General features: G+C 50.3%; 34 protein-coding genes. 14 read left to right on the forward strand and 20 right to left on the reverse strand.

Annotated features, from left to right (window positions below):
• The first annotated feature begins 5 nt into the window (after positions 1-5).
• The 4 genes from NGAR_RS09835 to NGAR_RS09850 are packed head-to-tail and all read left to right on the forward strand — an operon-like array spanning position 6 to position 3,356.
• On the forward strand, positions 6-1,718 hold the full coding sequence (locus NGAR_RS09835; protein ID WP_148681274.1) for a succinate dehydrogenase/fumarate reductase flavoprotein subunit: 1,713 nt from the start codon (positions 6-8) through the stop codon (positions 1,716-1,718).
• A complete protein-coding gene (locus tag NGAR_RS09840) occupies positions 1,718-2,158 on the forward strand; it encodes a succinate dehydrogenase (protein WP_015019564.1) in 441 nt (146 codons plus the stop codon). Before NGAR_RS09835 ends, NGAR_RS09840 begins: the two co-directional genes overlap by 1 nt.
• A gap of 3 nt (positions 2,159-2,161) precedes the next feature.
• The gene (locus tag NGAR_RS09845; protein WP_015019565.1) at positions 2,162-2,518 is read left to right on the forward strand and encodes a succinate dehydrogenase/fumarate reductase; all 357 of its coding nucleotides are present in this window, start codon (positions 2,162-2,164) and stop codon (positions 2,516-2,518) included.
• A gap of 1 nt (position 2,519) precedes the next feature.
• A complete protein-coding gene (locus tag NGAR_RS09850; protein ID WP_015019566.1) occupies positions 2,520-3,356 on the forward strand; it encodes a succinate dehydrogenase/fumarate reductase iron-sulfur subunit in 837 nt (278 codons plus the stop codon).
• Here NGAR_RS09850 and NGAR_RS09855 read toward each other — a convergent pair.
• The gene (locus tag NGAR_RS09855; protein WP_015019567.1) at positions 3,353-3,712 is read right to left on the reverse strand and encodes a metal-sulfur cluster assembly factor; all 360 of its coding nucleotides are present in this window, start codon (positions 3,710-3,712) and stop codon (positions 3,353-3,355) included. The genes NGAR_RS09850 and NGAR_RS09855 overlap by 4 nt on opposite strands.
• Positions 3,713-3,975: 263 nt before the next feature.
• Here NGAR_RS09855 and NGAR_RS09860 point away from each other — a divergent pair, with 263 nt between their 5' ends.
• Positions 3,976-4,974, forward strand: a complete 999-nt coding sequence (locus NGAR_RS09860; protein ID WP_015019569.1) for a 2-hydroxyacid dehydrogenase — start codon at positions 3,976-3,978, stop codon at positions 4,972-4,974.
• 41 nt (positions 4,975-5,015) lie between these two features.
• Here NGAR_RS09860 and NGAR_RS17565 read toward each other — a convergent pair whose 3' ends face one another.
• From NGAR_RS17565 to NGAR_RS09880, 5 genes are read right to left on the reverse strand one after another with little or no spacing between them, the layout of a single operon-like run.
• Positions 5,016-5,168: a hypothetical protein gene (locus tag NGAR_RS17565; protein WP_187147455.1), complete on the reverse strand. Its 153-nt coding sequence runs from the start codon at positions 5,166-5,168 to the stop codon at positions 5,016-5,018.
• Entirely contained in the window at positions 5,150-5,662 is a 513-nt protein-coding gene (locus NGAR_RS09865; RefSeq protein WP_015019570.1) for an acyltransferase, read from the reverse strand. The genes NGAR_RS17565 and NGAR_RS09865 overlap by 19 nt, the downstream gene beginning before the upstream one ends.
• A 4-nt stretch (positions 5,663-5,666) precedes the next feature.
• Positions 5,667-5,942 (reverse strand): Trm112 family protein, encoded by a 276-nt coding sequence (locus NGAR_RS09870; protein WP_015019571.1) that lies wholly within the window; start codon positions 5,940-5,942, stop codon positions 5,667-5,669.
• Positions 5,939-6,886, reverse strand: a complete 948-nt coding sequence (locus NGAR_RS09875) for a Gfo/Idh/MocA family protein (protein ID WP_015019572.1) — start codon at positions 6,884-6,886, stop codon at positions 5,939-5,941. The genes NGAR_RS09870 and NGAR_RS09875 overlap by 4 nt, the downstream gene beginning before the upstream one ends.
• Positions 6,865-7,800: a branched-chain amino acid transaminase gene (locus NGAR_RS09880; protein WP_015019573.1), complete on the reverse strand. Its 936-nt coding sequence runs from the start codon at positions 7,798-7,800 to the stop codon at positions 6,865-6,867. Before NGAR_RS09880 ends, NGAR_RS09875 begins: the two co-directional genes overlap by 22 nt.
• 232 nt (positions 7,801-8,032) lie before the next feature.
• On the opposite strand from NGAR_RS09880, the gene NGAR_RS09885 reads away from it, so the two are divergent.
• Positions 8,033-8,722 carry a V4R domain-containing protein gene (locus NGAR_RS09885; RefSeq protein ID WP_015019574.1) on the forward strand — a complete coding sequence of 230 codons (690 nt, stop codon included), beginning with the start codon at positions 8,033-8,035 and terminating at the stop codon, positions 8,720-8,722.
• On the opposite strand, the gene NGAR_RS09890 is transcribed toward NGAR_RS09885, so the two are convergent.
• From NGAR_RS09890 to NGAR_RS09910, 4 genes are all read right to left on the reverse strand, one after another.
• Positions 8,723-9,331, reverse strand: a complete 609-nt coding sequence (locus tag NGAR_RS09890; protein ID WP_015019575.1) for a hypothetical protein — start codon at positions 9,329-9,331, stop codon at positions 8,723-8,725. It lies immediately after the preceding gene.
• Positions 9,332-9,473: 142 nt separating this feature from the next.
• Positions 9,474-9,710, reverse strand: coding sequence for a hypothetical protein (locus tag NGAR_RS18445; protein ID WP_015019576.1), 237 nt, complete (start codon positions 9,708-9,710; stop codon positions 9,474-9,476).
• 32 nt (positions 9,711-9,742) lie between these two features.
• Positions 9,743-9,976, reverse strand: coding sequence for a hypothetical protein (locus NGAR_RS09905; protein ID WP_015019577.1), 234 nt, complete (start codon positions 9,974-9,976; stop codon positions 9,743-9,745).
• A 718-nt stretch (positions 9,977-10,694) separates the two neighbouring features.
• A complete protein-coding gene (locus NGAR_RS09910) occupies positions 10,695-11,015 on the reverse strand; it encodes an AlbA family DNA/RNA-binding protein (RefSeq protein WP_015019578.1) in 321 nt (106 codons plus the stop codon).
• Positions 11,016-11,155: 140 nt separating this feature from the next.
• Here NGAR_RS09910 and NGAR_RS09915 point away from each other — a divergent pair, with 140 nt between their 5' ends.
• Genes NGAR_RS09915 through NGAR_RS09925 form a run of 3 tightly spaced genes read left to right on the forward strand, consistent with a single transcriptional unit; the run spans position 11,156 to position 13,618 of the window.
• Positions 11,156-11,638: a hypothetical protein gene (locus NGAR_RS09915; protein WP_015019579.1), complete on the forward strand. Its 483-nt coding sequence runs from the start codon at positions 11,156-11,158 to the stop codon at positions 11,636-11,638.
• Positions 11,639-11,671: 33 nt separating this feature from the next.
• Positions 11,672-12,649, forward strand: a complete 978-nt coding sequence (locus tag NGAR_RS09920) for a class I SAM-dependent methyltransferase (RefSeq protein WP_015019580.1) — start codon at positions 11,672-11,674, stop codon at positions 12,647-12,649.
• A gap of 51 nt (positions 12,650-12,700) precedes the next feature.
• Positions 12,701-13,618: an SIS domain-containing protein gene (locus NGAR_RS09925; protein WP_015019581.1), complete on the forward strand. Its 918-nt coding sequence runs from the start codon at positions 12,701-12,703 to the stop codon at positions 13,616-13,618.
• Here NGAR_RS09925 and NGAR_RS09930 read toward each other — a convergent pair.
• Both NGAR_RS09930 and NGAR_RS18450 read right to left on the reverse strand, forming a co-directional pair.
• Positions 13,605-14,393, reverse strand: a complete 789-nt coding sequence (locus NGAR_RS09930; protein WP_148681276.1) for a sulfurtransferase — start codon at positions 14,391-14,393, stop codon at positions 13,605-13,607. The two genes, NGAR_RS09925 and NGAR_RS09930, sit on opposite strands and share 14 nt — an antisense overlap.
• A gap of 105 nt (positions 14,394-14,498) precedes the next feature.
• Entirely contained in the window at positions 14,499-14,777 is a 279-nt protein-coding gene (locus NGAR_RS18450) for a hypothetical protein (protein WP_148681277.1), read from the reverse strand.
• Between the two features lie 558 nt (positions 14,778-15,335).
• Here NGAR_RS18450 and mntR point away from each other — a divergent pair.
• Entirely contained in the window at positions 15,336-15,818 is a 483-nt protein-coding gene (gene mntR / locus NGAR_RS09940) for a transcriptional regulator MntR (RefSeq protein ID WP_015019584.1), read from the forward strand.
• Here the strand turns inward: mntR and NGAR_RS09945 are convergent.
• Positions 15,805-17,637, reverse strand: coding sequence for a PINc/VapC family ATPase (locus NGAR_RS09945; protein ID WP_015019585.1), 1,833 nt, complete (start codon positions 17,635-17,637; stop codon positions 15,805-15,807). The genes mntR and NGAR_RS09945 overlap by 14 nt on opposite strands.
• 511 nt (positions 17,638-18,148) lie before the next feature.
• Between NGAR_RS09945 and NGAR_RS09950 the strand changes: the two genes are divergently transcribed.
• Entirely contained in the window at positions 18,149-18,490 is a 342-nt protein-coding gene (locus NGAR_RS09950; RefSeq protein ID WP_187147457.1) for a P-II family nitrogen regulator, read from the forward strand.
• A 4-nt stretch (positions 18,491-18,494) separates the two neighbouring features.
• Positions 18,495-19,178, forward strand: coding sequence for a matrixin family metalloprotease (locus NGAR_RS09955; RefSeq protein WP_015019588.1), 684 nt, complete (start codon positions 18,495-18,497; stop codon positions 19,176-19,178).
• Between the two features lie 25 nt (positions 19,179-19,203).
• Here NGAR_RS09955 and NGAR_RS17570 read toward each other — a convergent pair whose 3' ends face one another.
• Positions 19,204-19,380, reverse strand: coding sequence for a hypothetical protein (locus tag NGAR_RS17570; RefSeq protein ID WP_187147458.1), 177 nt, complete (start codon positions 19,378-19,380; stop codon positions 19,204-19,206).
• A gap of 139 nt (positions 19,381-19,519) precedes the next feature.
• Here NGAR_RS17570 and map point away from each other — a divergent pair, with 139 nt between their 5' ends.
• The gene (gene map / locus NGAR_RS09960) at positions 19,520-20,443 is read left to right on the forward strand and encodes a type II methionyl aminopeptidase (protein ID WP_228369148.1); all 924 of its coding nucleotides are present in this window, start codon (positions 19,520-19,522) and stop codon (positions 20,441-20,443) included.
• Here the strand turns inward: map and NGAR_RS09965 are convergent.
• Genes NGAR_RS09965 through NGAR_RS09980 form a run of 5 tightly spaced genes read right to left on the reverse strand, consistent with a single transcriptional unit; the run spans position 20,433 to position 23,347 of the window.
• Positions 20,433-20,648, reverse strand: coding sequence for a hypothetical protein (locus NGAR_RS09965; protein ID WP_015019590.1), 216 nt, complete (start codon positions 20,646-20,648; stop codon positions 20,433-20,435). The two genes, map and NGAR_RS09965, sit on opposite strands and share 11 nt — an antisense overlap.
• 5 nt (positions 20,649-20,653) lie before the next feature.
• Positions 20,654-21,820 carry a DUF1512 domain-containing protein gene (locus tag NGAR_RS09970; protein WP_228369149.1) on the reverse strand — a complete coding sequence of 389 codons (1,167 nt, stop codon included), beginning with the start codon at positions 21,818-21,820 and terminating at the stop codon, positions 20,654-20,656.
• Positions 21,821-21,868: 48 nt separating this feature from the next.
• On the reverse strand, positions 21,869-22,018 hold the full coding sequence (locus NGAR_RS17575; protein WP_228369150.1) for a hypothetical protein: 150 nt from the start codon (positions 22,016-22,018) through the stop codon (positions 21,869-21,871).
• Positions 22,019-22,055: 37 nt separating this feature from the next.
• The gene (locus tag NGAR_RS09975) at positions 22,056-22,319 is read right to left on the reverse strand and encodes a hypothetical protein (RefSeq protein WP_015019592.1); all 264 of its coding nucleotides are present in this window, start codon (positions 22,317-22,319) and stop codon (positions 22,056-22,058) included.
• Positions 22,320-22,366: 47 nt separating this feature from the next.
• A complete protein-coding gene (locus NGAR_RS09980; protein WP_148681279.1) occupies positions 22,367-23,347 on the reverse strand; it encodes a coiled-coil protein in 981 nt (326 codons plus the stop codon).
• A gap of 146 nt (positions 23,348-23,493) precedes the next feature.
• On the opposite strand from NGAR_RS09980, the gene NGAR_RS09985 reads away from it, so the two are divergent.
• Complete coding sequence (locus NGAR_RS09985) at positions 23,494-23,889, forward strand: hypothetical protein (protein ID WP_015019594.1); 396 nt, start codon at positions 23,494-23,496, stop codon at positions 23,887-23,889.
• On the opposite strand, the gene NGAR_RS09990 is transcribed toward NGAR_RS09985, so the two are convergent.
• Entirely contained in the window at positions 23,886-24,545 is a 660-nt protein-coding gene (locus NGAR_RS09990) for a BUD32 family EKC/KEOPS complex subunit (protein WP_148681280.1), read from the reverse strand. The genes NGAR_RS09985 and NGAR_RS09990 overlap by 4 nt on opposite strands.
• Between the last annotated feature and the right edge of the window lie 36 nt (positions 24,546-24,581).

Consider the following 24,581-nt stretch of genomic DNA (forward strand, 5'->3'; position numbering starts at 1 on the left):
AATAATTGGCTGACGTGATCTCTCATGATGTTTTGATAATAGGTTCCGGTCTTGCCGGCCTCCGCGCGGCAATCTCTGCGGCTGCTATCGACAAGAAGCTCAGCATTGCGGTCATTTCCAAGGTTCAGGTCATGCGATCCCACTCGGTGTCTGCAGAAGGTGGGACGGCGGCGGTTCTCTATGAGGAAGAGGGCGATAACCAAGAGTCTCACATCTACGATACAATCAAGGGGAGCGACTTTCTTGCAGACCAAGACGTCGCAGAGCGCCTCGTGCAGAACATGCCCTATGAGATCTACCAGATGGACCACTGGGGCATGCCGTGGTCAAGGCGCAAGGACGGAAGGATTGCCCAGCGTAAGTTCGGCGGGTACTCGTTCCCGCGTGCCACTTTTGCTCAGGATAAGGTAGGGTTCTACCTGATGCAGACCCTCTACGATACGTGCCAGAAGTATGACAACATCCACTTTTACAACGAGTGGTTCTGCACCTCGATACTGCATGAGAACAACACGTTCCAAGGCATCACTGCAATTGAGTTGAAGACAGGCAACTTTACAGTATTCAAGGCGCCGGCAGGAATAATATGTACCGGAGGGGCTGGCAGGATCTATAGCTTTTCCACATACGCGTATTCATCCACGCCAGACGGGTTGGACATGGCGTATCGCGCCGGCCTTGCGCTCAAGGACATGGAATTTGTGCAGTTCCACCCGACAGGCATACTACCCTCAGGCATACTCATAACAGAGGGTGCAAGGGGTGAAGGCGGTTACTTGATAAACAGCAATGGCGAGCGCTTTATGCAGAAATACGCGCCCGGCAAGCTCGAGCTTGCGCCGAGAGACGTGGTATCCCGCTCCATGATAAAAGAGATTCAAGAAGGCAGAGGGTTCAAGCATGAAACAGGCGTTGATTGCCTAAAGCTTGACCTGACGCACCTTGGAGCAGAGCGCATAAAGGAGGTGCTTGCAGGCATCCGCGAAATCGGTATCAAATTCTCCGGAATCGACATCATCGACGAGCCCATAGAAGTGAGGCCAGTGTGCCACTACATGATGGGAGGCATTCATGCCAACGTTGACGGCGCGACAGAGATGGTGGGCCTCTGGGCGGCCGGCGAAGCCGCGTGCAACAGCACTCATGGCGCAAACAGGCTTGGTGCCAATTCTACATCAGAGTGCATAGTATGGGGAAGGATTACCGGCGAGCTGGCTGCAAAGCACGCTCAAGAACGCAAGGCGGGTTCTGTGCAGGAGCAGCAGGTGCTTGATGAGGAAAAGCGCATCTACGACGGGATCTTTCGCGGCAGGGGCGACGTGAACCCCTACGAGGTGAGGAAACAGCTGACCGATACGATGGACGCCAAGGCATACGTTTTCAGGAATGAGCAGGGACTGACAGAAGCCTTGAAGAAGACAAGGGAGCTCAAGGCCGCAATGTGGAAGCATGTTGACGATAAGGCCAAGGAATACAACACCAACTTTGTAAACGTGATGGAGATAGACTCGATGCTTAGGACTGCCGAAGTGGTGCTTGTAGGAGCACTCAACAGGCGCGAGTCAAGGGGCGCGCACGCCAGGACAGACTACCCCTACCGTGACGACGCCAACTTTTTGAAGCATACGCTAGCATACTTTACCGGCAACGGCGGACCCAAGATGACTTGGTATCCGGTGACATTTACGCGCTATGCGCCAGTGGAGAGGAAGTACTGATGGAAGTAGCTGATCGCAACAACCGCGAAGGGATGAAGGGATGGCTTAATCCTGGCCGCTACGGATGGGAGCGGGTGTCCTACTGGCTGCAAAGACTGACAGGCGTCGGGCTTCTTGCGTATTTTGTAGCTCACATCTACGAGACAAGCTCGCTTACACATGGTCCGGACGCGTGGGCTGCAATGCTCGAGCTGACGCAGACCCCGATGGGCCACTTGATATTGATACTGGTAATTGGCATGAGCACTTTTCACTCTGCCAACGGCATCAGACTCATATTCACGCACGGTGGCAAAGGGCTTGGCAAACCTGGCAGGCCGGACTATCCATATGACGCGGTTTCACTCAATTACAGGCAGAAATCGGGCATCTGGATAGCGCTGATACTTGCGGCTGTAGCAATGCTATATGGCGCTTCGGTGCTCTTTGGAGGCGAATAGAAGATGTCAATGCTTCGTGAAAGCCAGATAATGAAGATACACTACATTACAGGCATCGCCGCGCTTTTTGTAGTAGCAGTGCACATCATGATGCGCCTGATAATGCCGTATAACATGAGCCTCGAGTACGAGAACGTGATAGCCAACTACCATAACTTGCCGTATGCCATATTGCTCGAGTCAATATTGGTGCTGATTGCCATCCACGGCTTTAATGGGCTTCGCATAATCCTGCTTGAACTGCGCCAGAGCAAGTCGTGGGAGGATGGCGTGACAATACTGACGATAGCTGCAATGATGGCCGTGATAGCGTACGGGACGCGCACTATCATTGTCGCAAATGGGCTGGGGTTTGAATAAAATGACTGAACAGGTAATAGAAAAAATAGAAAAGATGGAGAAAAAACATGAAAAGAAGGAGAAAGAGATTATCAGGAGCTCGGTTGTCCTCAAGGTATATAGGGCGAACCGGCGCGCCGGCGAATCCGCGCACTATGACAGCATTGAGGTGCCGGTGCAGCGATGGACAACAGTCCTTGATGCGCTGCTGTACGCCAAGGCATACAAGGATCCAAGCATCGGCATACGCTATTCGTGTAGGATGGCATCCTGCGGCTCGTGCGGCATGAAGATAAACGGGATCCCGCGGCTTGCCTGTTACACCAAGGTGTCAGAGCTGGAAGGCTCCACTATAACGGTCGAGCCGCTTGCCAACTTTCCACATATACGTGATCTGGTCACAGACTTTTCCCAATTCTTTGCCCACCACCGCAGCGTGCAGCCATACATACAAAACGATCAGGCAGATATCAAGGACATGAAAAAGCTGTCAGAGTTCATGCAGAGCCCAGAAGATCTGGACAAGTTCCTGCAGTTTTCATATTGTATCAAATGCGGCCTGTGCTATTCTGCGTGCCCAACAGTTGCGACTGACACAAAGTTCCCCGGGCCCCAAGCGCTTTCACAAGCCTATCGCTATTTCATAGACAACAGAGACACTGGAAGCAAGCAGAGGATGAACATCGTTGACGACAGGCACGGCATATGGCGGTGCCACTTTGCCGGCTCGTGCAGCTCGGTCTGCCCCAAGGGCGTCGACCCGGCGCTTGGCATCCAGCTGTTGAGAGGGCATCTGCTGGGATTCTCAAACAACGAAAAGAAAATAGCGGATCTGCAGGAAAGGCTGAAAAAAGACTAGGTCGTCGTTGACGACGGCTTGTTGCTCTCTGCCGGCTTGGCAGGGTACTTGCTCTCGTTGACCTGCTTGTTTATCGCGTCAGCCATAAAGTGGTTGCTGACGTTGACCTTGACCTCATTTATTCCGGGCAGCTTGTAGATATTGTCCCGGACGTCCTGGGCTATCTTGAATCCAAAGACTGCAGGACAGAAGGGGCTTGTCAGGTGCAGGTCCACGTTAACCTTGCCTGAATTGATGTCGACCTTGTCCACCAGCTCTAGCTCCATTATGGAGACTCCGATTTCAGGGTCGACTATCTTAGTCAGCTCGTCAAAGATCTTCCTGCGAGTCTGCTGCAGCTGCTCTTCCTGACTCATATACGATGTAGAGTTGCTGCGGATACCATATTTAACCATTGCAGAAACATGTGCGCGTATATATGCGCGTTTCCAATGGAGCATGTGGAAATTAGAATCAGTTCTTTTATACTAGCGGTTTTGATGCATGCCAGTCTTTTTACCAAAAAACACACGGCCATTTTGAACCGAACTATCGCGGTAATCTTTCTCCGCAACTCTCTGTCGATAGGCGCGACAGGACGATCAATTATAATAAATAGCAATGTAAATGCAGGACTTTTGTGAGCAACAAGGTCTACGTGACAAGGAAGATTCTGGATCCGGCCCTGCCCATGCTCTCGAAGGAATGCCAAGTAACCCTGAACAAAAAGCCCAACCCTCCAAGCAGGGCAGAGGTATTGAAAAACGTCGCCGGCAAGGACGGCATCCTCTGCATGCTCTCTGACAGGATTGACTCGCAGGTGATGGATGCTGCCGGGCCGAGCCTGAAGGTCGTCAGCTCGTACAGCACAGGCTTTGAGCACATTGACATCAGAGAAGCGACGGCAAGGGGAATTTATGTCACCTACACGGCAAACATTCTGGCCGAGGCGACGGCAGACCTGACGTTTGCGCTCATCCTTGCCTGCGCACGCAACATTGTCAAGGCAGACAGGTATGTCAGGGAAAACAAATGGAAGGTGGGATGGTCCCCGGACCTGATGCTCGGCTACAACGTGCACGGAGCCACCCTTGGCATAATCGGCCTTGGCAGGATAGGAGCCGCAGTGGCGCGGAGGGCGAAAGGATTCAACATGAAAATACTCTATCATAATCGCAGCAGGAACCAGCAGCTAGGGTCGGAGCTTGGTGCCAGATATGTAGATCTTGACGATCTGCTGGCCCAGAGTGACTTTGTGTCGATACACACCAGTCTGAATAGTACGAGCCGCCACCTGATAGACAGTAGTAAGCTCTCGCTGATGAAAAAGACTGCATTTCTTGTAAACACGGCTCGAGGGCAGGTGGTGAAAGAAGCCGACCTTGTCAGAGCGCTAAAGGGCAGCCGGATCGCCGGCGCGGCCCTTGACGTGTTTGAAAATGAGCCCCTGTCGAGAACAAGCCCACTCTTGAAGATGAAAAATGTGGTGCTGCTGCCTCACATCGGGAGCGCGACGTACCAGACCCGCTCCAAGATGGCAGAAGTGGCAGCCAGGAACCTGTTGGACGTTCTGGCTGGAAAAGAGCCTGATCCCAGATTCTTGGTCAACCCGGAAGTAAAGAGCGTGCGGCCGCTATGACGATCTCTTGTTTGTCCTCAGGTGCCACTGGCCCGTCTCATCTATCCACGCCTTGCAGTCCAGCTTTTTTCTATCTCGGCCAGCAGTTCTTCAGTCATCAGGTCCTTTGCCAGAGAAATCTTTGTAGTCTTTAGTTTTTCAAGAAACTCGGGGGTTTCGTCCTCTATTATCACAACTACTTCTTTGACTCCCACTCTTTTTTCTTCCTATTGTATTCCGCGCGGCTGTAAACTCGTCTTGCGGGATGGCCCATTACGACGGTGTCTGGTGGGACATCCCTTGTGACGACCGCGGCCATTGCGACGACGCTGTTCTTGCCGACCCGGACGCCGGGCTTGAATACAGACCTCCCGCCTATTATCGCGCCGTCCTCTACCACAACTCCGACCATCTTGGGGCTCATCGGGTACGGGTCGTTTGTAAACGCTGCCGCCGGCCCAATGAACACGTTCTTGCCAATCACCGTGAGTGGAGGGATATAGACTGACCCCTCGATTCTGGTGTTGTCACCTATCTTGACCTTGTAGTCGACGTGTGTCAGCGAACCTATCATGACATTGTCGCCTATCTCCGCTTCGCTTCCAACATACGCAAAATGCCATATCTTGACGTTCTTGCCTATCTTGGCATTCTTGGCGACATAGTTTGTCACGCCGGGTGGAGCAGTATAGTTATTGTTGTTGCTCATTGATTCACAGATGCCATGGATTTCCTTGCTTTATAACTTTGTCAGGGATCTTGCTCTGCCATTTCTTCAGGAAGTCGAGGTCCCTGTTCTTGTCCTTCTCCCGCAGTTCGTCAGGCAGCATGACGGGTATCTCGTCGATTATCGGGTAGTAGCGGCTGCATTTTGTGCAAAAGAGCACGCCCTCCTTGACGGTCTGGCCTTCCGAGACAATCTCGAACAATTCCAGCGGGTAGTGCTTGTCTATGGGACATGCTAGTATGTCGAGCATTGATTTCTTCATTTTAGATCTAGATATACAGGCGAGCCAGTATTACTTGACAATATCGCCGCTTCGGCCACCCTTGTCACGTTGGTCGCGTCGGCTGCCGTCACCACTATCTTGGCCTTGCCTTCTATTGCGGCTACGAAATTCTGCAACTCTAGCGTAAGCGGCTCTTGGAACTGCCTGCGGGGCGTTATTGTCGCCTCGGCATGGTCTATCCTGATCTCCTGTGTTAAAAAGTCGCCCGTGATTATGCCGTCTGTGCATACGGCGCTAAAAGTTCTGACCTTCTTTGGAGTGAGCCAGTTGGACGCAATGATGGCGACCTTGTGCCCATCAAACCCGAGCATGATCGTCGCAAAGTCTTCAAATGCATGAAAGCGCTTGCCGGCGCGGGCAAAGACGACGTTTGGCCGGCTGCCAAAAAGGAACATCGCCGCGTCGATGTCATGTACTGACGTGTCGTATATCACGCCCACGTCCTTGATGTGCAGTGGCATCCTGTTTTCTCTATGAAATTCGATCATCATCGGGTCGCCGTACATGCCACCCTCTATGAGCTTGCGAGCGTCGCTTACAGCAGGGTTGAACCGCTCGACGTAGCCTGACGTCAGGACGACCTTTTTCTTTTCTGCCATCTGCATCATCTCTTCGCATTCCTTGGACGAAAACGACATCGGCTTTTCAACAAATGTATTGATGTTGTGCTCCATCATTTTCTTTGCAATGGCGGCATGGGTCTTTGTCGGAGTGCACACGAGACAGCCGTCGAGCCGCTCCTTGCTAAGCATCTCGTCTATAGACGAATACGCCTGCGCGCCGTGCTTGCCGGCTATCTCTTTTGCCCTAGCTGCGTCAAGGTCGCAGATCGCGGCAAGGCAGCCAAGATCTTTTAACACCCTTGCATGATTCTTGCCCCACCCGCCAACTCCAATGACTGCTATTTTTGTTGTGTCTGCCATACAGGGGTCAACCAGTTCATGTATTCCTTGGCACCGGCAGAAACTATCTTTTCATACATTTCGCGAATTCCCTTTGTAACCGGGCCTTCCTTCCCGTTGTTGCCCACTACATGGCCGTCGACGCTGCTCACCGAGACGATTTCTGCCGCAGTGCCGGTAAGGAATATCTCGTCCGCCATGTACAGCTCTGTCCGTGAGATAGGGCGCTCTGTGACTTCGTATCCAAGGTCCTTTGCTATCTTGATCGCGCTTTCACGTGTAATGCCCTCAAGCGCAGAATCGGCAAGATGCGGCGTGTAGATCTTGCCGCGTCTTACAAGGAATATGTTCTCGCCTGAAGCCTCACTCACGTTGCCTGACAGGTCAAGCAGGATCGATTCGTCGTAGCCGTTGCGCTTGCTTTCCTGCGTGGCCATGATTGAATTGAGGTAGTTGCCTGCTGCCTTGGCAAGCGGCGGGGTCGTGCTGTCGTTGATGCGCCTCCACGAAGAGACGCATACTTTGATGCCTTCGCCCTTGAAATACTTTGCAAATGGAAAAGTGATAATGACAGTGTGGGTTGGCGAGCTCTTGGTCACGTTCAGGTCTATGCCATGCAGACCCACGAACGTCAGCGGGCGAATGTAGCACGACTCTTTCATCTTGTTCTTTTGCAAGAGCTCGACTGTGGCGCTTGCAAGCTCTTTAGCAGAGTAGTTGAGCGAGATCGAGTAGACGCCGGCTGACCTGTGGAGCCTCTCCATGTGATCCTGCAGCCTGAAAATGTAGAGGTTGTTCTTGGCTGCATACCCGCGGATACCTTCAAAGACAGCGGTCCCATAGTGGAGAGCGTGCGTAAATACGGGCACTTTTGCGTCTTCCCATTTGACAAACTTGCCGTCGAACCATACAAACTCGCCGCCCTTCTCTTTCATATATATACGAATGCAGAATCCCTCTCTGGCTTATAAAAATCTTGAACTAATCTTTGGTTAACCAATAGCAAGTCACACTGTACTCAAGTGCAGATGTTTAGCGACTGCACCCAATTGGGAAGATTTAAGGATAAATAGTCTTGTCAAAAGTCTGTCATAAAATCCATCATTGTCTAGATTGCTCAAATAGTGGTCAAAATCTGATAAAGCCTTACGCTGCAACAACATCGCTGTGGTTGTTGGAGGGATGAGCCATGCATCGCGTCATTTGGCTTCAAGCCTACTAATAATTAAACTAAAAGTAGGAAAATCTTATATAAAAGAATTCTATACTCAAAATTCTCTAATGGCGGAATCATCAAACGTGCCAAGAAAAGAAGCCTCAGAACACGATTCTACTGTGTATCTTAATCCATACTTTCATTTTGACCCTAAAGCAAACATAACAGAGGACCTGGTATTCAAGTGCAAGGCTATTCTGACAAATGAGCAATTCTGGAATGCAATACAGGATGGACTTGACGTTCTTCTGAAAGAAGCTGGAGCTGTGATCTTGTTCCAGATGGGATTGAGGTATGGCGTTGAGGTCGGCTCAAAGGCCAAGGAGGCCATACCTGATGTACATCAAGCAGTCAAGTTCTTGGAAACTTATGGCTTGTTTTCAGGCTGGGGCAAGTTTACTACATCTCCTTTCTCATTGTCAATGGGTCACCTTACAGACAGTGTCACCGTAAAAGTAGAAAACAGTTTTTTTGCAACCATGGGCAAGAAAAAGTGGGAAACACCTAGGTGCTTTTTGATCTCCGGCTTGCTTGCAGGCATAACAGAAGGACTTCTTGGAGAAGGTCATAACTGCATCGAGACAAAGTGCATGGCTACTGGCTCGAAATATTGTGAATTTCTGATAACAAGAAGAAAGTAACTACTTGTAGCCTTCCTTCGGGAACTTCATGCCCACCTTCCTCATTGTGCCGTCTTCCATTCTGGCAAACTTTTCAATGACATCCCAGTTCTTCTTTATGATCTCTGCCACAGGCTCTGGCACCTTGTCGCGCCATTTTTCGTCGTTGCCGCCTTCGATGGCTTGCCGGTAGAGTTCTTCCTTGACCGACGATGCGGAAATTTCAAGCCTGTCGGCCTTGAGCGGATTGAGCCTGTATGCCTTTAGCATGAGCCGCTCCGCCTTGTCGCCGGTGTACGATACAAATTTTTCTTCTTTTATCTGTGCTATTATCTGGTTGCGCAGTTTCCACGAACGTGATGATAGGAGCGGCGGCATGTACTTGATGTATGGCGCGTAGAAGGTATAATCAGGAAGCACCGACACGGAATCCCCAAAGACAGACTCGACCATTGACTTGCGCAGCTCGTACGAAAACGGAAAGCTCTTTGTGTTTATCTCGCGCCCGTCCTTGATAAAGCGCACCGGGAAAACATAGACGCGGTGCTCCTGCTTGAGCATAGAGATTATCGACTCGTGCGCCCTTGTCATGGGGTTCAGGTGCGCAAGGTAGATTGCCGCGGTGGTCATGTATGCCTACATTGTATGCAGGGCTATAATAAGAGGTTCTGTCAAGGCTTCGGTTGATGAACAACCTGACTTATCGGATCGTAAAAATCTGTCCGATTTTCGCACTGGAACCCTACAATGCCGTTGATGAAGATGTGCCCCATCAACCTATTTCCAAGATTGACTGCTCCATTGTAGTCAGCGTTGCAAGAGTAACCACAGGCATGACACACGAACAAGCCCTGATGTGGCCTTGACGTATTATCACTGCAGCATCTGTGGCAAATTTGGAGCTGTACCATTCTTTCGTGGTCAGAACAGGTACGCTTTCCCATGATGCTTTGTACGTGACGTACTGCATCAGTTTGAAGAAGGGCATGTTTGCAACTATCCTGTTCATCCTTCTACCTCTTGACCTGTCTCTAATACCTGTTAGGTCACCAAGCAGAATATACAGGTGTTGTTCTGCTTTGCTATGTTGACCAGCTCTCTCTTTCTCTCTTTCTTTTTCTCTTTCTTTTTCTCTCTCTCTCGCTCTGCTGATCTTGTGTAGAGTATGTCATTCACCTTGCGCTGTTCAGTATTGCCGACCTTCCTTATCATCTGGAGCAGAGTTTCTTTCTTTTCACCGAGCACTTTGCGAAGGTACGCATAGTGATGTCTCAATCCTCTTTCTTACCTCTCTCCCTCTACCCATGATAAACATTGGGGTCTGTCTACCTACTACTTTTGTAAGTTCGGAAGAACTAAGACTTGCGATCAGCACAGCAGTCGCAATGTTTTTTCCTCTTTTGCCCATGTCCACAGCTATTATGGCACAGAGGGATGGGTGTTTTAAAATCTCCACTTCTTTCGATACGGAAAGGTGGAGCTTGTAATGCCCATCACGCTTGACGAGTTTGGAATCATTTATTATTATTATTATCTTGCCTTCAATGGTCTCTGCTTGGTTTGCAGCAGCAGCGGAGGCAGTAAAAATATCCTATAATAATTCCTTTTGCAATCCTGATGTCAAGGAAATATCTGGCAAATTTTTGTAATTCGTTTCAACGATGCCAAAACCTGCTCATTTAGGTAGAGTGGGTCGTTTGGCTCAGCTCTTGACACCATTGCTGCATATATATATATACATCGAATAAAAACCTCTTGATGCATCTTGCGGTTTTCTGCATATAAGAAGGCTTCTTGACCTTTATCATGTCTTGCCATGCAGCATAAAAACCTCATCAAGTAATGCCTGTTTTCTCTTTGTCAGTCGAAACAGGCAGCAGATTACCACCTTCCAGATTTCCAACCACTATTTATGATGAATAGTATCTAAAATACCCCCATCAAGCGAGGACTTGATAGAACCTAATAAGAAAAAGTAAAAGAAGCAGCAGGCTTAGCTCTTCTTTATCTCAATTTCAATCGTGGAAACGTTCCTTGTCCTGCCGTCCTCCGACTGCACGGTCTCGGAGCCTATCCTTACGTCGCCTATCTTGTAGCCGGCGCTTTCCATCCTCTTCAGCGTGATCTGTGACACGTCGACTGCCCGTCCAATGCTCAGGCCTCTTGCCTTGATTGTAACTGTTGGTTGGTTGGCTAGTTGGATCAGCGTTGACGTCACGTATGTCATCAGCGGCTTTTTGCCAATGTATATTGTGTCATGGGGACCCTCTTTTTGTTGGGATGTCTGTTCTTGTGATGGTTGTGGTTCTGACATGAATTGGTTAAGCCCTCAGGGATAATTTAAGTCAACGGTCAATAAAGCATCAATTATCCGTGTCTCAGTTTCTGGCTGCTATCACTGGCGATACCTATTTACATATACAAATATGCCGGGAGACAAAACGATCATGCTAGTTGTTTGGTAAGAGCGGCAGCAAGTGGAAGGCGGAATATGACGACACGCTCTACAAGATTTACGACTGGGACGGCAATCTGGCAGGATACCTGTTTCCGCAGTACGGCGACATCGAGCCAAAAGAACAGGAAGATGAAATCATTGACGAGCTGAACAAGACGCACTCGGAGGTCCCGGAAGCGACACTTTTGCTCCCCATGGTCAAGCTTGACCTTCTTGACAAGCAGGAAGGGCTAGATATCGACTACGTCATTTTGTCACTTGAAGCAAACGCAGAACGCACTATTGTCTGGAAAAAGTGGCTGCACGATAACGCCAAGTCGTTCAAGATAGTCGGCGCGGCGGTATACACGGCAAGGGAAGACCGCAATATGCTTTCAATTGCGCTTGGTATCGTTACGACAATAAGGCTGGGCGAAAAAGAAGTGCGCGACTTTTTATCGCCTCTGCTGGATAAACTGCACGAAGACGGACTTCTCTGATATTTATATGAGGTTATCCACTGATATGCAAGCATGAAGGTCCAGTTTGCGCACCACCTTGTCTGCCTGCATCACACCGACAAGCAGCTGCGCCTCAACCTCGAAAGCCTCGCCATGGAGGGGGCAAATGAGTGTGCCGAAGGGTTCCTAAAGTGCAAAGAGTGCGACGCAACCTACCCGATAATTCAGGGCGTGGCAATAGTGGTCAAGGACTTTGCTTCCTATGCTGCAGGCAGGTCGCAGATGTATGGAAAATGGCTGCTGGACAGCAAAACAAAGGAAATGAAGGAGTTCCTGAAGAAAAGTGGATCGAAACTCTCGCCAAGCACTGCCGCAAACGACAGGTACGAGGAGGGAGGCAGCTGGTTTGTTCCCTATAGGTGGACGCAGTACGACCACTCGCCAGAGGACAGGTTGCTAAAATCGCTCAGGTGGCGCCTAAAGCCCAATGAGGTTTACAACCGCGTCGTGCACGGCATTAACCCAAAGATGGACGGGGTCGCGCTGGACATGGCCTGCTCGATGGGCTACAGTACCATGCTCCTTGCGCAAAAGTACGCCTTTGCAATCGGCATCGATCTTTCATTTTCATTCATCAAAGAAGCCAGAAAAAAGATGTACGAGGGCAAGCGTGGAAACATAGAGTTCTGCGTTGCAGACTCGCTCAATGCTCCGTTCAACCCCGGCAAGTTTGACCTGATACTTGCTCTCAACCTGCTTGAGCTTGTAGACCATGATAAACTGCTGGCGTCGGTGCACAGGCTGCTCAAGCCGCACAGCGACGTGATAATTGCCGACCCATACGACTATAACCGCGACCCTCCAGCGAAAAAGATCTACGACGGCCAGTCCTTCCGCAAGCTTATCGAGAACTCGGGCTTTGAGATAGGCGAGAAGAGCAGCAAGACTGAGTCGTTCATCCCTTGGGTCCTTAAGGTGAACGAGCGGGCGTACCTGTTCTACTTTGTAGACTATATCAAGGCAAAAAAGATCTCTAAGGAAAAGTTCTAGGTGCATAAATTTTTCAAACTTTTAAGGGCCTTCTGATTTTTGTGATATATCGTGAATGCCATAGAGGCAATGCAGGAAGAGATAGGATGCCAGGTGGAAGGCCTGTCAAGGCAGGAGCTGCTGCCGCGGCGTGACGAGAATTGCCTGTTTGTTGGCTCTGGCGACTCGTACGTCGCAGGGCTTGTAGCGCAGCATGTTTCTGGCGGCCGCGCCATTTGCTGCTACCCGACTGATTTGATCCAGAATCCGTTGTCAGTTGCAAGTGGCCGCAGCGTGTACATCGTTTCTATTTCTGGCAGCACAAAGGCCAACATACTTGCAGCCAAGGTTGCCAAAAGGCGAGGTGTTTGCACTACTGCAATCACCGCAAGGCTGGCGAGCCCACTTGCCAGAGCATGCGACCGCACGATAGAGCTGAAATACAAAAGTACGGGCGTCACTACCTCAGGAACCATCAGCTTTACATCCAGCATGCTCACCTGCATCTCACTTGTCACAAAAGTGACGCTGCCAGATCTTACAAAAATCTACAGGCATGCAGAAAAGCAGGCAGGACAAATAGCCGGCGAGATCGGCACCAAAAAGAGTAACTATTTCATTCTTGGCAATGGCGTGCTGCATCCAATCGCGATTTATGGCGCGCTCAAGTTCAACGAAGTTTTCGGTGCAAAGGCTATGCCATATCAGGCCGAGGAGTTTTGCCATTCTCCTTTATTCAGCGCAAAAAATGGCGACCAGATGATAGTGATGGGAAGCGACGGCAAGCGGCTGAGTGATCGGCTTATGCAAGAAGGGTTTTCTTCAGTTCATGTAGATTTCAAAGGTACAGGCATTGAATTGCTGCTGCAATCAACCTTCTTTATGCAACTGTTGGTGCTAAGGCTGGCGCAGAGGCGCAGGATGACCAGTTGCTACTTTTTGAACAACAAAAGACTGCTCAGGACAAGCTCTGACTTTATTTACGGCTAGATGTTTCCACTGGCAGGTCCAGCCTGTTGCCCCACTCGCCCCATGATCCAAGATACATTCTTGCGTTCTTGAACCCAAGCATCTTTAGCACGACAAAGCTGTTGGCCGCGCGGTAGCCGCCCTGGCAGTATGTTATCACTTCGACGTCCTTTGGAATTTTGTACATCTGTTCCAGCTTGTCCAAGCTCTTGAAGGCGTCCTGCTCCAAGTTGTCTTTCCAGTCGATGTTGATGGCTGTCGGGATATGGCCGGCGTGCGCTGCCCTGACGGCCGAACCATCGTATTCTTCCTTTGAGCGGGCATCGATAATGATGACTGTCTTTTTCTTTTTTATCGCAGACTTGATGTGCGAAAAATCGGCCAGAATGCGTGGATCGGGCTTGCCGTTAAAGTTGGAGTGCACAAACGGATGGGTCTTAGTTTCTGTCTTGAACCCTTCTGCCTTCCACTTGTTGAACCCACCATCCAGCATTGCAACCTTGTCATGCGAAAAGTACAGTAAAAGCCACACTCCCCTTGCGGCAGATGAGCCTGAAACGTCATCGTAAAACACCACCATCTTGTCCTTTGAAACCCCGATGTTTGAGAGCAGAAGCGTGGCCTGCTTGTTGAACTGCGCCATGCCCTGCTTTGACGTGTCTATCCAGTGGAATTGCATGAGGTCTATGTTGACCGCGCCGGGTATGTGCGAATCGGCATAGCTTGAGAATGGCCTCGTATCCACGAGAAGGAGGTTCCTGTTCCCAAGCATCCGGCGCAGTTCCGGGGCTGACATTACGAGGCTCAAGATGCTGCAAGATTTTTTTAACTGTATTATAATATTTATTGCTTTGACGCTTCACCCGAGTACTTGATAGAAAGACCTAGCCAGCTAACTAACTCAATAACCGAGGTTAAACAAGTCGGCCCAAATCTCGGACTTGTTGCCATAAAAGAAATGCTTCATTTCCATGTCCAGAAGGCTCGTAAACTTTTTCAAATCTTGCCTTGTCAACACTCCTTCGTAATAAGCAAACCAAAGCAAATTGCTCTTTTCAGAGATTAAATCACATAGCTTGCTTTCTTGCTTGTTTTTGCTCAGACTCTTGGCATGGTCTGCGAATTCTTTTGCATGGTCTCTATAACGGTCGAGAAAAATTACTGCCTTGGGAAGTGACACCGAACTGATCCAGTAAATACTATTCATTACTCGAAATTCTATAGATATATCCCTTATCGATAAAGATCGCTATGAGACAGGCAGTATGCGATCAGGCAATGTTAATTCGCTTCTGTAGAACATCCAATCTTGGTTTTATCAAGCCTTGTTCTAAGCTCTCGATTACTGACAACACCCTGACAAGTGTGGTCTCTTGATGGCTACTTATCATCAGGTGTCAATTGCTTAGAAATTAAAGTGCTAGTATCTTTCTAAATAAGAGCTGTCAGTAATTAACCGCACTTGCAGCTATATATGCATAGGCTGAAAAGCAGGTCTTACGATGCATGGCGGAGTCCTCGGATATCGGGCTTTGCCTTCTATGAATCTTCTATGTTTCTACACCTCCTATTGCCCCCGGTCACGCGCAATGTAATGCCAACAGTGGCAAAAATCCAATTCGAATGTTCCAAACAATGTAGAAGAAGATGCACATACATACCGCGCAATAAAAATAAGGAAGATACCTTTACTAATCGGTTGTAAACTTTATTGCTATGAACCGCGGAGCTATTGCGATTGGCAAAGAAAGTAAAGGCTAGGCCCGACGCACAGCATGGAAACCGCCTCGAGTCTATCCGGGACGCCCACAATGCGCAAAAGATGGGCAGGACGACCCGCATGGAGGACTATCTCGAAGTCATTTACGAGCTCATTAACCAGAAGGGCTACGCCACCACGGTCGACATTTCCAGCTATCTCAATGTCAGCTCACCCAGCGTCACCAAGATGTTGCAGAGGCTGAACGAGAGCGGTCATGTCAACTATGAAAAGTACAGGGGCATCAGCCTTACAGAATCAGGGACGGCGGTGGCAAAGAACATCCATGACAGGCACGGGGTTCTGGCCGAGTTTCTCAGGATAATAGGGGTCGACGAGGACACTGCCAACCGCGACGCAGAGGGCATCGAGCACCATCTACACCCAGAGACGCTGAAAAAGCTTGAAGAGTTTATCAGGCTTGTAAAGAGCCAGGGGCTTGGTGGCCTCAACGCCGGCTGAGGAACACTCTTACTTCCTGGCCGGAGATTATGGCGTTCACTATCTTTCTTCCAGATTCGCTGCGCTTGTCTATCTTTACTCTCGCCTTCTTGCCGACCTGGCTGCTGAGGATGTATTCGTCTTCGACGTAGACGTCGACCGTGCGGCCGATTACGTCGTCGTCAAGCAGGATGTTGACCGATGATCCAGTTTCGCTGATGTCAAACTCGATCTCTTTTCCAAGGGTCGGGATCTTGGCCTCGATGTCTATCTTGACGCCCAGCATTTCCTCAAGTTCTGAAACGGTGGCACCGCCCTTGCCTATTATCCGGGGCGCGGCTTCCTTGCTTACCCGCACCTGCACCTTGTTGTCTGAAATGACGTTCACTTCGGCGTGCGGGTCGAACCTGCGCACGATGTCCATTATCTTGGACTGCGCCAGCTTGCGCACGCCGCTGTCCGGCTGGCCGCCGGCCTCGGCGATCTTGGACACTGGCACCACCACGTTCTCCTCTCCAAACGTATAGATCTCGTATTCTATCGCGCCTGTTTCAAAGTCGCGCACTTCGACCAGCGGCCTTGCCAGATCCTCTTCCGTCATGCCAGTCGGCACCTTGACTGTCAGGCTCAGTTCATAGACCTTTTTGATGCCGCCGTCACGGACAAAGATTATCGTGTCCAGGATGTGCGGTATCATGCCAAGCTCTACGCGGCCCATGAAGCGCTGGATTGCGTCAAGAGGGCTGCTTGCGTGCACGACCCCCACCATCCCTACACCGGCGAGCCTCATGTCGGCAAACACTTCAAAATCCTGCCGCCTTCTGACCTCATCAAATATTGTATAGTCTGGCCTCACTAAAAGCAGGATGTCGACAGCCTTTTCAAAGCTGCCTTCAAGGGGGCTGTACTGGGTCACCTCTTCGGGCACCTGAAGATCCCGGGGCGATTCGAATGTCTTGACTATCTTGCCCCTTTCAGAATAAAACTGCGCCAGACTGCTTGCAAGCGTGCTCTTACCCGACCCCGGCGGCCCGGCGATAATGATCCCTTCTGCCTTGCCAGACAGCCGCTCCATCAGTTTTTTGCTTGCATTGTAGTCTGCAAGAATCAGCCGGACGATTGGCCGGACGATTGTCACTTCAAGCCCGTCAGAAAACGGCGGCCTTGTTATTGCGATCCTAAAGTTGCCAAACTGGATGACAGTCGCGCCGCTCCGGCTTATTTCGACAGAGCCTGTGCCGGTGACCCTGCTGGCTTCGGACACCTCCTTTATTATGTTTGACAGCTGGGCGTATGTGCTCCTCTCCTCACCTATCTTCACAAGCTGGAACTCGCCGGGCTTGCCCCTCTTTGCCATGGGGAACGTGCCCTCTTTCAGGTGCACGCTCATAGTGGTGTCGTCAAAGTATTTTTCAAACTCTAGGTCGGTCGTCTTGGTTGGCGCGCGTATATGCATCGCCTTTATCCCCTGCGCCTCTGCAACAAGTGCCTGCACATAATCGGCCGTAATGAGCGTAGCCGATTCGTGCATCGCGACGTCCTTGATTATCGCGTCTATCCTGCCATGCTTTGCCAGCCGGATGTCGTCTAGATCTGGGCGTTGGCCCACAAACTTGAGCCCTATCCTTTTTGCCAGGGCAAGCTCGCGCATCTTCTTTATTTCTTCAAGGCCCACAAAGCCGTGCTCCTTGTTGGTTGACGCCTGCGACTGGAGCTCATCAAGCACCGCCAGCGGGATTATGATCTCGCTCCCCTCCTCTAGGTCGCCTGCTTCAAGCATCTTTGTTATTTCGCCGTCAATGATTATGCTGGTGTCAAGGACGAATTTCTTGTTGCTCAACTATAATACTAGCTCCGCCACAACAATTTAAAAAGCATTTTTAATAAAACTAACTGCTGCTCTTCAATAACAAAAGGCAGTCAAAGATGTGTTGTTGTCAACAAGGTTGCGAGCTTGCCCGGACAAGAGACGACATGCAAAATAGAATTAATTAACTATATTGAGCTTCTCTCGCTGCGCCTGTATTGTTGTATTTTTTATTTTTACAGCCTATGCTCTTTATTCGCCATGGTGCTCAATATACCTGATGCCAAAACAGTACTGCCATCTTTGCAGAGAAGGCGGAAAGGGTGCATTGAAGTTACTGATGAGCGCAAGATAGCCCTACCGAAATTCCACATAAAGTGCGCAGTATGTGGAAAGCTGCTGGCCGGATAATAGCATACTGAATGCCAAAGCTCGTTCAGACGGTATTTTTTTCAATAGCAGCTCCCAAAGGGCTCTAGCAGCTCTGTTTGGGGAGGGAGGAGACAATAACAATTTATGGGTGATGATGCGCAATATTAGCCGAATGAAGAAGGTAGAAGCCATTGTCAGGGCCGAAAGGATGCCTATAGTGAAGGAAAAGCTGAGGCAGATGGGGATCGGGGGCATGACGATTTCTACAGTATCTGGATGGAGCAAGCAGCGAGAGCTTCACCTGCAGTGGCGCGGCCAGCCCGTTGCGTATGATCTTTTGCCAAGGGTCAAGTTTGAGATAGTGGTTCCGGACGAACAGACCGACAAGGTTGTGCAGACGGTGATCGAATCTGCAAGAACCGGCGAGCACGGCGACGGCGTGGTGTTTGTAAGCACAATAGAACAGGCATTCAACATCGCTACGCTTGACAAGGGCGAAAAAGTAATCATTTGAAAAAATGTATAGGAAACTGTCGCTTTTTGCACTGGCAGCGGCGTTTCTTGTCGCAGCCTTTAATTTTTCTCCTGCTCTGGCGGCCAGGTACTACGAAGACCAGACTGACTTTACAGAGACTTCTGTCCCGGTGACAAGGTACAGCTGGGATCAGGGCACCATAGAGGGCTGCATATACAAGGAAGACGGCATTGACAACTCGTACTACGTGTGGACAAAGCTTGCCGTGCAAAAGTGGCGGCAGGCCCTCCGCGAATACACCTCCAATCTGGAAGCATGGAGCTTTACAGCCCGCTACGTTAGGTCAGAAGCGGCACTTGTGTCATGTGATGTCAAGTTCTACATCTATGACACGTACAAGGACTTTCCCGACTATCCCGCCCAGTCAGGCGCATACACTTCTGTGAGGTTTAGCGAGGGCGAGAGCGGTCTTGACGCAAGAGTCTACCTTTCGCCGTTCGTGCTACACGGCGACGGCAAAACAGAGATCGACCTTCCCACGTACGCCTTTAGGAACTCGGCGGTGCACGAAGTGGGACACGTGCTAGGGCTTGGGCACATGCAGTCGCAAAAGGGGTACCTGATGTCGCCGCAGTTTGACTACTGGGAACAGGACGACCAGCTGCCAATAACCACGCTTGAGCTTGATGCACTGGTAGGCGTGTACGGCGACGACGGCTTTGATTGAATCCGCAAAAAATGTTAGCTAGCTGCTAGGCGACCAGCAGCATTTCCTCTATACGGTACAGTGCCTGGTACACATAATCGTTGGTGATAAGCGACGGTATCTTTAGCCGCCGTGATTTTGGGAGCATCGAGTTTATCGCATAGAGCATCTGGATTTTCCTGTCAAGATCGGGCTCGACTTTGCATTCCTCTAACAGCTTCATAATGCTCACTTGTTTATGGTTCAACATCGGCATAGATGAAATGACTCTGCTAGCTTATAACGACTGTAGAGATTATACCAGTGGAAAGTATATCGAACAATTATTTAGATCCAGCCTTGCGCCGCACAATCTCTATATAATGAGCATGAGCACAAAAAAACACAGGATGAATTTTGTTGAGCGCTATCTTCAGGCCGGCAGGATAGCAGCCGAAGTGAGGGAGAGTGCCCGCAAAAAGTACCATGTGGGCTCGACCCTTTTTGAGATTTGTGAGTCGGTCGAAGCGCAGATCCGCAGTATGAACGGCCAGCCGGCCTTCCCCGTCAACACCAGCCTCAATGAGATTGCCGCTCACTACACAGCCGAGCCAAACGACGCCACAGTGGTGAAGGAGGGCGATGTGCTCAAGATAGACATCGGGGTTCATATTGACGGCTACATCGCAGACACGGCCGTCACCGTGTGCTATGACCCAAAGTATGAAGCGCTTGTCAAGGCCGCCGAGGCGGCGCTTGGAGAGGCCGTGCGGATGGCAAGGGCCAACACCAAGGCAAGCGACATTGGAAGGGTCATAGAAAGCACGATAACAAAGTTTGGGCTCAGGCCGATCCAGAACCTGAGCGGCCACTCGCTCCAGCAATATACCATCCATGCGGGCAAGTCGATACCAAACATCTGGACCATAGGGTCTTCATTTACGCTGGTCCCGAACGAAGCGTACGCCATAGAGCCCTTTGTCACGACAAAGGACGGGCAGGGAGCGGTCCACGAGGGAAAGATCAAAAACATCTTTGGGATAACGTCAAGAAAGCCTGTCAAGGACAAGGAGGCAGACAATCTTCTGGAGCTCATCTGGAGCAGGTTCCGGACGTTGCCGTTTGCCCTGCGGTGGCTCACCGACAAGTACGATGAAAAAGATCTGCGCCGGCTGGTCGACGTCCTGATCAAGAAAAGAAACGTGCACGCGTACCCTATACTTGTAGAGGGACACAGTAGAATAGTCGCTCAGGCAGAGCACACGCTCATCCCAACCGAGTCAGGCGTTAACGTCATCACGCTCTAGTAGAAGAGCTTTTGTCGTCTGGAGGGTACTCGCCATAGATGGCAGTGACAAGCGTGTTTGAAGACGAGCACTTCTTGCACTGCAATCCAGTCCCGTACACATAATCGCCTTCCTCAAACTGGCGCTTTGTGTTCTCGCCGCACGACTGACATGTGTCTTCCGAGTAGATTTCAGGCTTGATCTCTTTTTTCTTGCCAAACAGCATATTTTTTACTGCCCGACCCCCATCGTGTTTCCAACGCCTATTACCATGACAGACTGCCCTTCAGATGTCTTGTCCTCGATGACAGAATATACAGTATTTGTTACCTTGTCAAACGCGTCGGCTATTTCTTTCCGCATGATGGTAATCGCGTCCTGCACCGATTGCTTGACAATGACTGCATACACGGGTATGTCCAATCTGGTGGCCACCTCCTCTATCTGGTACTTTTCAACACCGATGCCTCCTATGGCGGCGCCGATGCCCTCTGCCACCTCGCCTGTCCTTTCGCCTTCAAGCTTGAGCGCCGCGTCAATCATAATTATAGCGTCTATCTTGATGCCCATGTCGCCGGCGAGCCTCGTTATCGCTTCGCCTGGCCTTCCCACGGTCCCTGCGGGCCCTTCGGCCTTGAGCAGGTACAGTTTCCTTCCCTTGTATTCGTCTTCGCTATAGACCGTTTCCCTTGCGGCCAGCTTTTTTTCCTTGCCAAGCATCATCTTGCCGACCACCATCGGGCCGATGCCGTCGCCTATTGGCTGGCCGCGCTTGAATGCATTTATCGCTTTCTGCAGCGCTTCGGCTTCTTCAAGCAGGAGCGGCATCACCATCTGGAGCTGTACGAGGACAAACATGCTGGTGGTGCGCTTGCCCATCAGGTAAAAGTGCCTGACGATCTTGTAGATCATGTTAAGAGCGGTCGCCGCTTCCAGAATGTTCTCGATCTTTGAAACTTCCTGGTCACTTGCGCCAGCGCACAGTTTTCTGACCTCGGCGCGCAGGCGGTCGTCCCTGACCCTCATGATATGGTCCAGCTTGCGCACTATGCCGTTTGGGTCAAGGTCCACCGGCATTATCGCGAAATATTCCAAAAACCTGTCGACCCCTGCAGCAGGGTCGCTTGACGGCGATGTCGTCGTCTTTACAGTAGTTTTGATGTAGTCGACCGCTTCCTTCCTTGCACCCTCCTTCATTGTTTTTAGCTTGACAAGCGACTTTGATATTTCTCCCAAAATGACACGGGACTGGAATTTTTGCGCATACATCATGAAAAAGGGGATTATTGCGATAGAGATGATGTATACCCACATCCATGGGCTGTTAGGATCAAATTCTGAACCATCGCCACCAAGCAGGCCGCCAAGTTGAGATAGAAATGGGGAGAAACCTAACATTTGATGCCTTTATCCAAGATCGGATTGGCCTATAAGCTCAATTAAAGGTTACTTTCCTTTATGGCACGCGCACTGGCACTTGACCATCTTCATGTCAAACGAGCAGTCATGGTCCAGCCCACACGCTTCGCCCACTGGCCACTCGCCGGGGCAGTCGCCGTGCCGTTCACGTTTGCAAAAGAACGTCAGCATCCGCAATGAACTTGTATGTGTACAGAAGATTTAATGTTTTGGATCACATCTGGATGTTGAACAGCTGAGGTGCGTAGATGGAACCTTGCCTCACCCGCTTGACCTTTGCGACTGATAGGTAGTGCGGCCACACAGTAACCATTATGCACCCTTCCGGCACGCCCTCGGGCACTTCGATAACCTCAATGTCCCCTTCATTGACGCCGTATTCGCCCAGCTTTTCCTTTGCAAGCTGGACGTGGTCTGCAGGCATGCCGCTGCTATAGACGTAGACCTTGCCAGTGTATTCTATCCTGTCTTCTTCCATCTGGAGCAGTTGTACATATGTCTGGCACAAAAACGTATCTCAGTCAGTCAATCAGAGGCCGAGTCGCCGAATATCAGCTTCATTTCGTCAAACGTCAGCTTTTCGCCGCTTGACATCTTTTTGAGCGCCGCTTCCTTTAGCGCGTTCCACCTTTCCTGATATTCCTTGTCCCTCTTGGCGCGCTCTTGAATTGCCTCCTGCCTTGCCACGCGCCGCTCGTCCATTTCCTTCTGCTTCCTGTGCCGGTGCTCTGCGGCCTGCATGCGCGATTTCTTGAACGCAATGGCGTTCAGCTGGGTCTCTATCATTTCCAGCTTTGCGTTGGCCTCCCTCACAGTGTGGATGAACTTTCTGCGCTCTTCATAAAGGCTCTCCCTCTGGTTTATCAGGGTATCGAGGCTCGCCTTCAGCTTGCCTATCTTATTGCCATATTCCTCCTTTAGCTTGAAAATCCTGTTGACCTGATCCTTCAGTTGGTCGTACTGCGTCGACATCGTACGATACTGATCCTCCTTTTTGTGCATCATTTTCAGTGCGTGCAGCTTTGTCGCGATCTCCTTGGATCTTGCGACCAATTTGCGCTCTTCGTCTTTTGACAGTTTTTTTGTCTGTATATCGCGCTCTATCTGCTCAAGCGTCTTTTGCAGGTTGTGCATGTCGCTGCGTTCCTTTCTGGACTTGGCCGCCGCAGGGCTGACCTTGTCGTCAAGGCTCCTCATCTGGTTCTTGGCCTCGATGAGGCTGTTGCGAAGCTCCATGAACTTGGGATATTCGGCGTCCTTTTCCTCGTTGACCTGCTTTAGCTTTGACCTGAGCTCGTCCAGTTGGATCCTCTCTTCATCTATCTGCTTCTTGACGCTTTCCAGCTGGTTGTTTATATCCTCAATCTTCTTCTCGCCTGCCTTTTGCTCTTCCAGAACCGCCTTTTTGAAATCAAGAAGAGTCTTGAGATTGGGATCGTCAGGGTTGTTGTTAGCCGTTGTTGCTGTCAATATTGCGCTGCCACCACTGTCACTGTCTCGTACCACGTCGCTTACGGACTGTTATAACATCAAAAATATATTTTTTGTTATTCTATAGCCCTGCATATCGGTAATGAGCATCCATTTTGCAATGGTGCAACAATTGCAATCGTCCCACATCTTTATAAGATCAGAGTACGTAAATGCTGCCGATGGATGATTTTGAACGGGATTTTCCAGACTTTGACTGGAAAAACACCCCAGCCTACAAGCATCCGGGTGGCAAGGACTGCCCCTGCCCAAAGCATGAATACATCAGGGAACAGATCAATGTTGCAAAAACCGTGAGCGAAAACAACAAGGACGTTTCGCCAGAGTTCCGGCAGCGGGCTCAGGTCACGCTCAAGTTCTGCCCTGATCACTATGACGTATATTTTAACGAAGTCGTACCATCTATGCCGCTAAAGTACCGCTTCATGACTAAGGTCGCGCTCAAGCTGGGGGCCATATCGATACAAAAGCTGACGTACATGCAATCCGACCAGTGCTTTTACTGCAAGTTCGGCTCGGGCGGCTTTGACAAGAAGGCCGAGCTCCCTCCCATCTAAGCGTCTATCAGCATCGTAGCGTCAAGAACCATGTTCTTGAACATCATCTTGCTGTCGGATGAAAAACCTAGCGAGATGATGTTGCGAAGGATTATCGAAAGATAGGAAAATTTGCACCCTGACTCTGAAACATACCCGTCAAAAAACGCCTTTTCAATTTCCCGGTACCTGCCCAGATCCATGACGCTTGCAAGGAACGAGCCGATGTCCATGCTCCTTGCATAATGCGAGCTGCTTTTTTGTATGAACCCGAGGTCGGTCCTGACTACTGAGTCGCCCCTGACGAGGTAGTTCTGTGCCTTGTTGTCAACAAACGCATAGCCGGCCTTATGCAGCCTGCCTGTCAGGCATCCGGCTCCAAAAGCCAGCGCAGCAGGCTGGCCCGAAGCAAGGGCAACATAGAGGTTGCCGCCTTCGATGTATTCTTCAATCAAGTCGATATCTGAAATTGAAATCAGCTTTGGCGTCGATATCCCTATTTTTTCCAATTGCTTTCGCATGTCGCGGCCCTCATTTCTCATGATCTCGCTAAACGTCGGTGGTGCCGAGGGATGAATAAGGATCATCGAGATCAAAGAATACACATAAATAAGCAGGAATTCATGGAACTCTTTTGTAGGCTTGTTCCGCTTTACCACCACTTTCTGACCGTTCAATTCCTCCACTGACACTTTGCGCTGCCAGTTTACGAA

Source organism: Candidatus Nitrososphaera gargensis Ga9.2, from assembly GCF_000303155.1.
Classification (GTDB): Archaea; Thermoproteota; Nitrososphaeria; order Nitrososphaerales; family Nitrososphaeraceae; genus Nitrososphaera; species Nitrososphaera gargensis.